The 7,687-nt window shown below is 70.5% G+C and carries 6 protein-coding genes; 3 read left to right on the top strand and 3 right to left on the bottom strand.

What is annotated here, in order from left to right:
* Window positions 1-168: 168 nt before the first annotated feature.
* Entirely contained in the window at window positions 169-1,524 is a 1,356-nt protein-coding gene (locus tag ACK4UM_RS20770) for a cytochrome P450 (RefSeq protein WP_409802927.1), read from the bottom strand.
* A gap of 148 nt (window positions 1,525-1,672) precedes the next feature.
* Between ACK4UM_RS20770 and ACK4UM_RS20765 the strand changes: the two genes are divergently transcribed.
* Entirely contained in the window at window positions 1,673-2,686 is a 1,014-nt protein-coding gene (locus ACK4UM_RS20765) for an alpha/beta fold hydrolase (protein ID WP_409802923.1), read from the top strand.
* Here ACK4UM_RS20765 and ACK4UM_RS20760 read toward each other — a convergent pair.
* Window positions 2,628-3,674 (bottom strand): SDR family oxidoreductase, encoded by a 1,047-nt coding sequence (locus tag ACK4UM_RS20760; protein ID WP_409802919.1) that lies wholly within the window; start codon window positions 3,672-3,674, stop codon window positions 2,628-2,630. The two genes, ACK4UM_RS20765 and ACK4UM_RS20760, sit on opposite strands and share 59 nt — an antisense overlap.
* A gap of 187 nt (window positions 3,675-3,861) precedes the next feature.
* On the opposite strand from ACK4UM_RS20760, the gene ACK4UM_RS20755 reads away from it, so the two are divergent.
* Complete coding sequence (locus tag ACK4UM_RS20755; protein ID WP_409802917.1) at window positions 3,862-4,353, top strand: ferritin-like domain-containing protein; 492 nt, start codon at window positions 3,862-3,864, stop codon at window positions 4,351-4,353.
* A 534-nt stretch (window positions 4,354-4,887) separates the two neighbouring features.
* On the top strand, window positions 4,888-6,558 hold the full coding sequence (locus tag ACK4UM_RS20750; RefSeq protein WP_409802914.1) for a sensor histidine kinase: 1,671 nt from the start codon (window positions 4,888-4,890) through the stop codon (window positions 6,556-6,558).
* Window positions 6,559-6,875: 317 nt separating this feature from the next.
* On the opposite strand, the gene ACK4UM_RS20745 is transcribed toward ACK4UM_RS20750, so the two are convergent.
* Entirely contained in the window at window positions 6,876-7,439 is a 564-nt protein-coding gene (locus tag ACK4UM_RS20745; protein ID WP_409802911.1) for a PilZ domain-containing protein, read from the bottom strand.
* Window positions 7,440-7,687 lie beyond the last annotated feature (248 nt).

The following is a 7,687-nucleotide window of genomic DNA, read 5'->3' as shown; positions in this document are numbered from 1 at the left end:
GAATAAGCACGTCAATTGCGCTTGGTGCCCTGCCTGCGAAAAGGAAAATGATGAACAAACACAACTAGCTGCGGAAGCCCTTTAACGCGTCCGCAGCTTCAACATTTTCCCTAGTGGCTGGCCGGTCCCGGAGGGCGGCTTTTCTCGTTTGCGGCCCGTGTCGACGCCTCAGCGCCGATGGAGCGCGAAGCTCAGCGTGTAATTGTCGAGGATCGGCGGGATGGGCCGCCGATCCGAGAGGCGACCCGCCTGCTCGAGGCGGATGTCGCGTCGCGCGAGGATCTCGGCGATCGCCATCGAAATGGTCATCGGCACGAGGTCGCGCGCGGGGCAGATTCCGGGCCCGTCCGAGAAGGGGACGAGGGGGAGATCGGGGATCTCGGCGCCGTCGATCCAGATCTCCGGCGCGAAGCGGTGGGCGAAGGAGAGGGTCTCCTCGTCGCGGTGGAAGAAGGGGGCGAAGATCATCACGTGCGTCCCCCGCGGCAGGCTGCCGCCGTCGAATTCCACCGCGCGCAGGGTCTCGCGGAAGATCGCCGGCGTCGTCGGCCACAGCCGCAGGGTGTCGACCACGCAGGCCCGCAGATAGGAGAGCCGCGCCCTCCCGCCCGGTCCGACCTCGGCGAGCTCGCGCCGGGTACGGGCCATCGCGTCCGAATGCGTCGCGAGGAGCGCCATCGTGCGGAAGGCCGTCATGCCGCCGGGATCGTAGGCGAAGAGATAGTGCGCGAGCTGGTCCGTCGCCGGCACGTCGAGCTCGCGCCCGCAGGTCTTGGCGCGCTCGGCGATCGAACCCGGCTCCGCCCGCTCGATATGCGCGCCGAGCCGCTCGTGGAAGCGCCGCTCGAGCCGCGGATAGCCCGGATGGGTGAAGCCCCAGTTCGAGGCGTAGCGCAGATCGGCGAGCATGTCGGTGAGGGTGTGGTCGTCGCGCGCGCCGTCGCCGAGGACGAGCCGGCGCACGATCATGTACCAGGCGGTGGCGAAATCGTCCCAGGAGAGGCGCTCGCCGGCCTGCGCGAGCATCGTGTCGACCTCCTCCTCGACGATGCGGGCGAGGCGCGCCGCGGTCGAGTGGACCGGGCAGCCCTCCTCCAGCACAATCGCGTTGAAGCGCCGCCGCGCCGCGCGCTCGGGGGGATAGGAGATCAGGGAGACGTTCTTCTCGAAATGGCCGAGCACGCTCGCCTTCTCCATCGTCGCCGGCGAGAACGGGTCGGGAGCGGCGGCGAGGATCGGGCGCACCTGGTCGGGATCGAGGATCACCGCCTGCGGACGGCCGGGCACGGGGAAGATCAGCGGGCCGGGGCCGTAGCGCGCGCGCAGCTTCTGCAGGCGGCGCACCGCGCGCCCGTCGGTGCCGAGCCGCTCGGCGAGCCCGACCATGTGCGGCCGGCGCACGATGATGCCCTTGGCGAGCGTCGGCAGGGCGACGTCGGCGAGCATCGCGAGCGAATCCAACACCCCGGCCCGGGCGACATGCGCCGTCGGCACGCTCGAATAGCTTCCCCGTCTCGCGTCCATGCCGCTCCTCCTCCTCGCGTCGTTGCATCCGAGCTTCGCCAACGGGAGGGCGGCGCGAGGGTTCCCCCGCCGAGCCGTCGGGGAACCCGCCGCCCGCGTCCTTGTTGCGTCGCGCAGAGGGCGATGCGAGCGGAGAGGATCACGGGCGATGAAGGCAGGAACGGCACTGATCGCGGCAGGCGCCGCTCTGGGGCTCGGGGCGGCGGTCTGGGACACGCGCCGGCGGATCGCGCGCGTCGAGCGGCGCTACTCCGTCGAGGGGCGCTTCGTCGAGGCGCGCGGCGTGCGCCTGCACGTCGTCTCGCGCGGCTCCGGACGGCCGGTCGTCCTCGTGCACGGCGCGCTCACCATGCTGCAGGATTTCGCGGCGAGCCCGGTCCCCGACATGCTCGCCCGCGACGCGCGCGTGATCCTGGTCGACCGGCCGGGCTACGGCTTCAGCAGCCGCCCGCGCCGGATGGGCACGCCCGACGAGCAGGCCCGCGTGCTGCGCGAGGCGCTTCATCGGATGGGCGTCGAGCGGCCGGTGCTCGTCGGCCATTCCTTCGGCGCGACGGTGGTTCTCGCTTATGCGAGCCTGTTCCCGGACGAGATCGCCGGCATCGTCTTCGCGAGCGGCGTCGCCTTCCCCGTGCCGCGCGCGGATCTCGCGCCGATGATGCTGCCTGCGCTGCCGGGGATCGGGCCCGCGCTCTACGAGGCGATGCTGCAGCCGCTCTACCGGCTGCTCGTGCCTGCGATGGTCGCGCTCTGCTTCGCGCCGCAGCGGGTGCCGGACGCGTTCCGCCGCGCGGTGCCGACCGAGATGATGCTGCGGCGCGACCACATGGCCGCCACCGCCGAGGACCTGATGGCCCTCGTCCCCGCCGTCGCGGCGATGAGCCCGCGCTATCCGCGCATCGACGTGCCGGTCGCGGTGATCGCCGGCGAGCGCGACCAGATCGCCTATCCGCGCTTCCACGGCGTCCCCCTCGCCGAGACGCTGCCGGACGCGACGCTGCGCATCGCGCCGGGGGTCGGCCACATGGTCCAGCACGCCCGCCCCGACCTGATCGTCGAGGCGATCGAGGAGATCTGGGAGCGCGCGCGCCCCGGGGCCTCCCTCAGCGGCTCCGCCGCCGCCGAACGGCTGCATCGCGCCCCGGACCCATCGCACCCGTGAGGCGCCCCAGAGCCAAAAGCCCGGCGCCGGCCGCGAGCGCGACGGCCGTCGTCACCCCCGGATTGGTCCGCGCGCGGGTATAGAGGCTGCGCTCGAACGTGTAGGGATAATGGCTGCGGGTCGAGAGGTCGCGACCCGGGCGGTAGAGCGCATGATCCTCGCGCGGGCCGGCCGGCTTGCTCGACTTCTGCATCCACGGCATCACGTAGCCCATCACCCGATCGGCCGTGCGCGGGGCGAGCGCCGCCATCGAGACGAGAGCCTTGCCGCCGAGGCCCACCACGAGATCGCGGATGTCGTGCTCGCAGGCATAGGCGATCGCCTCCGCGACCGCTTCGGGCGCGTAGACGGGGTCGGGGTTCTGGGGCGCGCGATCGAGATAGTTCTTCGCGTGCTCCTTGTAGGGCGTGTTGATCGCGGCGGGCTTGATCAGCGTGATCGAGATGTCGAAGGGCTCGGTGTCCATCTCCGCGCGCAGCGCCTCGGTAAAACCCTTGATCGCGAATTTCGAGGCCGAATAGATCCCCTGCAGGGGGATCGCGCGGTCGGAGAGGACGCTGCCGATATTGATCAGCTTGCCCCCGCCGCGCGCCTTGAAATGTCGGATCGCGGCGCGCGAGCCGTAGACCGAACCCCAGAAATTCGTCTCGAAGAGGCGGCGCATGTCGGCGGTGTCGACCTCGTCGATGCGCCCGTAGATCGCGACCCCCGCATTGTTGATCCAGGTGTCGAACCCGCCGAAGCGGCGGCGGGCGGAGAGCGCGATCGCCTCGACGTCCTTCTCGAGGCCGACATCGGCCACGACGTAGGTCGCTTGCGTCCCGGCGCGCTCGAGCTCTTCGCAGAGCTGGCGCAGCGCGTCCTCGTTGCGCGCGGCGAGCACCAGCTTCGCGCCGAGCCGCGCGAGATGGCGCGTCGTCGCGAGCCCGATGCCGCTCGTCGCTCCGGTGACGACGATGGTCTGACGCTCGATCGGCGGAATGTGCATGGCGGGGCTCCTGACGTGCGGGGGTCGCCGGGGAACCGGCTCCGCCCCCCGCGGTTCCCGAGCGCGCAGAGCACGCGCTGCCGCAGGGGCTCGCCGGGAACCTCGCCGGGAACCCTGCCAGGAACCCGGCGGCGGCGCTCGTGTTGTGCACCCCACGAACAAGCACCAGCTCAACGGAGTGCACGAGATGGCGACCCAGAAATCCCTCGACGACCTCTTCATCGACATGCTCAAGGACGTCTACCACGCCGAGAAGCAGGCGATCCGCGCCTATCCGAAGATGATCAAGGCGATCGAGACCGACGAGGTCAAGAAGGCCTTCGAGAAGCACCGCGAGGAGACCGAGCAGCAGGTCGAGCGGCTCGAGAAGATCTTCGAGATCGTCGGCAAGTCCGCCCGCGGCAAGCCCTGCGAGGCCATGCAGGGCCTGATCGAGGAGGCGAAGGAGGTCATGGAGGACTTCTCCGACAGCCCCGCCCTCGACGCCGGCGTGATCGCCACCGCCCAGGCCATCGAGCATTACGAGATCGCCCGCTACGGCACGCTGCGCACCTGGGCGAAGCAGCTCGGCATGAACGACGCGGTCAAGCTCCTCGAGGAGACGCTCGCCGAGGAGAAGAAGACCGACGACCTCCTCACCAAGCTCGCCGAGCAGGCGGCCAACAAGAAGGCCGCCTGATACCCTCGAGGCGCCGCGCTCTCCTTCCCCTCAGGGGAAGGTGGCCCGGCGCCGAAGGCGACGGGTCGGATGGAGTTTTTCGACGCGGAACGCGGCGAAGGGGCGTCGTCGTAGAGCGCCTTACGTTCGGCGGCGCCCGACGCCCCATCCGTTTTGCCTCGAGAGCTTGCCCTCGAGAGCCTGTGAATCTTTCGAAGGTTGTCATCCCGGGCCGCGAAGCGGACCCGGGACCCATAACCTCGACGACAAATCCGAGCGCGCATGCCGCGCTCGTTCCGCTACCTTCGGGTGGCGCCTGTCGGAGAAACGCAGCCTACAGGCTGCGACTGAGACGTCGTGGTTCTGGGTCCCGGATCGCCTTCGGCGTCCGGGATGACACCGCAACGGAAGAATTTCAAACTCCGAGGGACAGGAGAGGGACGATACCTCGTTGCATCGTCGTTTGCCCGCGTCGTCGCGAAAGCGTTGGCGCGGGTCTTCGGCGCCTGCTAGTGTCCCGCGACGGTGCAGGGGCACGATGCGGGGCGGTCGGGCGTGGCGGAACGCGTTGGTACCGAGACGGTTGCACGCGACGATCTCGCGCCCCGCCCCGACGCGCCCGAAGTCGGTGCGCCCGCGAAGAAGCGCCCGCTCGACCTGCGCCACCCTCTGGTGCTCCTGCGCTGGGGCAGCCTCGTCGTCCCGCTGATCGTCCTCGTCGTCGTCGCGATCGTCACCTACCGGCAGGAGCGCGCGGCGGCGGATGCCTACGCCCTCCAGAACGCCCAGCTCCTCGCGCAATACACCCTGCGCATCGTCGAGACGCAGAGCGCCGTCCTCGATCGCATGGCGGACCTGACCGAACTCGCGGCGCCCGCGCAGCTGGGGCCGGACGCCTTCGCCCTCCTCCACCAGCGCTTCGCGCGCCTCGTCGAGGCCTCCGACTACGTGCTCTCGCTCGGCCTCATCGCGATGGACGGGACGATCCTCGCCGCGAGCCGGGCCGCGATCATCGGGCTCGACGTCTCCGACCGCGATTACTTTCGCGCGCTCACGGCCGATCCGACGCAGGTCTTCGTCGATCGCGTGCGGCTCATCTCGGACGAGACGGACGCGCTCGTGATCGCGCGCGTGATCGAGACCGCGAGCTTCACCGGCATCGTCGTCTCGACGATCCGCGTCGAGGCGATCACCGGCTTCTTCGAGCGGATCGCCGGCCCCGGCGAGACGCCGGGCCTCCTGCGCGAGGACGGCAAGGTGATCGTGCGCAGCCGCGCCGACCTCCCCCCGGTCCTGCTCCAGCCCGATTCGATCCCCATGCAGGCGATCGCGCAGGCGCGGGAGGGCGTCTACGAGACGGTCGCGATGTCGGACGGCATCGCCCGCATCTACGCCCACACGCGGGTCGACGGGCTGCCGATCGCCGCGATCTTCGGCATCGAAACCGGGGAGGTCCACGGGCGATGGACGCGGCGGATCGGCATCGGCGTCGCGCTGTTCGGCATCATCGCGCTTGCCGGCTTCGTGGTCTCGGGCCAGGCGATCCGCCGGCTCGCGGCGGAGGCGGCGGCGCGGGAGGCGGCCTTCGACCGCTCGCTCTACGAGGAGGCCCGCAAGTCGGCCGCCTTCCGCGAGACGCTCTTGCGCGAGATGCACCACCGCGTGAAGAACAATCTCCAACAGGTGCAACTCCTCCTGCGCGCGCGGCTGCGCGGCAGCGACCCCGCCGCCGTCAAGGAGATCGAGGACCGGATCTGGGCGATCGCGGAGGTGCACGACCTCCTCCACGTCTCCGGCACCGTCGCGCGGCTCGACCTCGCCGACCTCGTGCAGGCGGTCTGCACCAACCCGGCGATCGTGCCGCCCGAGCGCGGCATCGCGACGATCTGCACGGCCGAGCCCGTCGAGATCGGGATCGAGCAGGGCACGCCGCTCGCGCTGATCCTCGTCGAGATCGTCACCAACGCGGTCAAGCACGCCTTCCCCGACGGGCGCAGCGGCACGATCCGCGTGAGCCTGCGCCGCGAGGACGGCAGCGCGCTCCTCGAAATCGCCGACGACGGCATCGGCCTGCCCGGCGTGGGCGAGCGCCGCCGCAATTCCGGGCTTCGCCTCGTCGAGGGCCTCGTGCGCCAGATCGGCGGCAGCGTCGAGACGACCGGAACCGACGGCACCCGCACCACGATCCGCCTGCCGCTTGGGGGCCCAGGGGACCGCACGTCGTGAGGTCGGAGCGGGCCCTCCCTCCCCTCGAAGTTCGAAAATCTTTCGTTGCGGTGTCATCCCGGACGCCGAAGGCGATCCGGGACCCATACCCACGACCTGTCAGTCGCAGCCTATAGGCTGCGTTTCTCCGACGATCGATGTTGCACGGTAGTGCAGCGAGCGCGGCATGCGCGCTCGGACTTGTCGTCGAGGTTATGGGTCCCGGGTCCGCTTCGCGGCCCGGGATGACAGCGTTCGAGAGATTTCCAAACACGCAGGAAATGGAGAACGGCGCCCCGGCAACGCCGAGCATCACCCGCCGAAGCGCCCGCCGATCCTCAGCTGTCCGTGAACGCGATCGCGACGCCGTCTTCGGTGTGGCGGACGATGCGCGCGGACAGAGGCCCGAGCTTCACGCGGGTGCCGAGCGCCGGGCGCGTGTCCGTGCGCAGCCGCGCGCCGCCGAAGGAGAGATCGACGAGCGTCACCGGGGTCGCGGGGCGCTCGCCGACGCTGAAATCGATCGGGCCGGGGGGCGGCAGATGGCGCTCGGCGCGGCGCAGATCGCTGCGCGTGCCCTCGAGCGCCTCCTCGAGCCAGGCGAGCGCGCGGGCCCGGTCGCGACGCCCCTCCGGATCGAAGGAGACCGCGAACCCCTCCATCGTCAGCCGCGCGACGGCGCCGGTCGCGAGCCCGATCTGCGCGACGAGGCAGGTCACGACCTCGCCCTCCGCCACCGCCGCGTCGCTGACGAGCCCGACCCCGTCCGCGCAGATGTCGACCGTCTCCGCGACATGCGAGCTGCCGTCCGCGAGCACGACGCGCGCGGGCAGGCACGCCGCGAGCCGCTCGGCGCCGCGCCGGTTCACGTGAAAGGGCGAATAGGGCAGATCGTCCCACATCCGAGCCGGCTCCGCGACGCGCCCGCACCCCTGCACGAGCGGCGAAAACCATGCACATCCCCGCTTGCGCCACGCTTGCGGGGGGAATCTGCCGCGATTCGTGTCATCCCCGGCCGGAGGTCGCGAAGCGACCGGAGGGGAAGCAACTAATATTCACGCGGCATTTTCGACCCATGGGGTGCCCCTGGCGAGGACGGCGTTGATCTGGACGAGGAGCTTGCGGGCGCAGGCGACGATGACGGATCGGT

The organism is Salinarimonas sp. (genome assembly GCF_046292825.1).
GTDB lineage: Bacteria > Pseudomonadota > Alphaproteobacteria > Rhizobiales > Beijerinckiaceae > Salinarimonas.
This window is presented reverse-complemented; position numbering and strand designations above follow the sequence as displayed.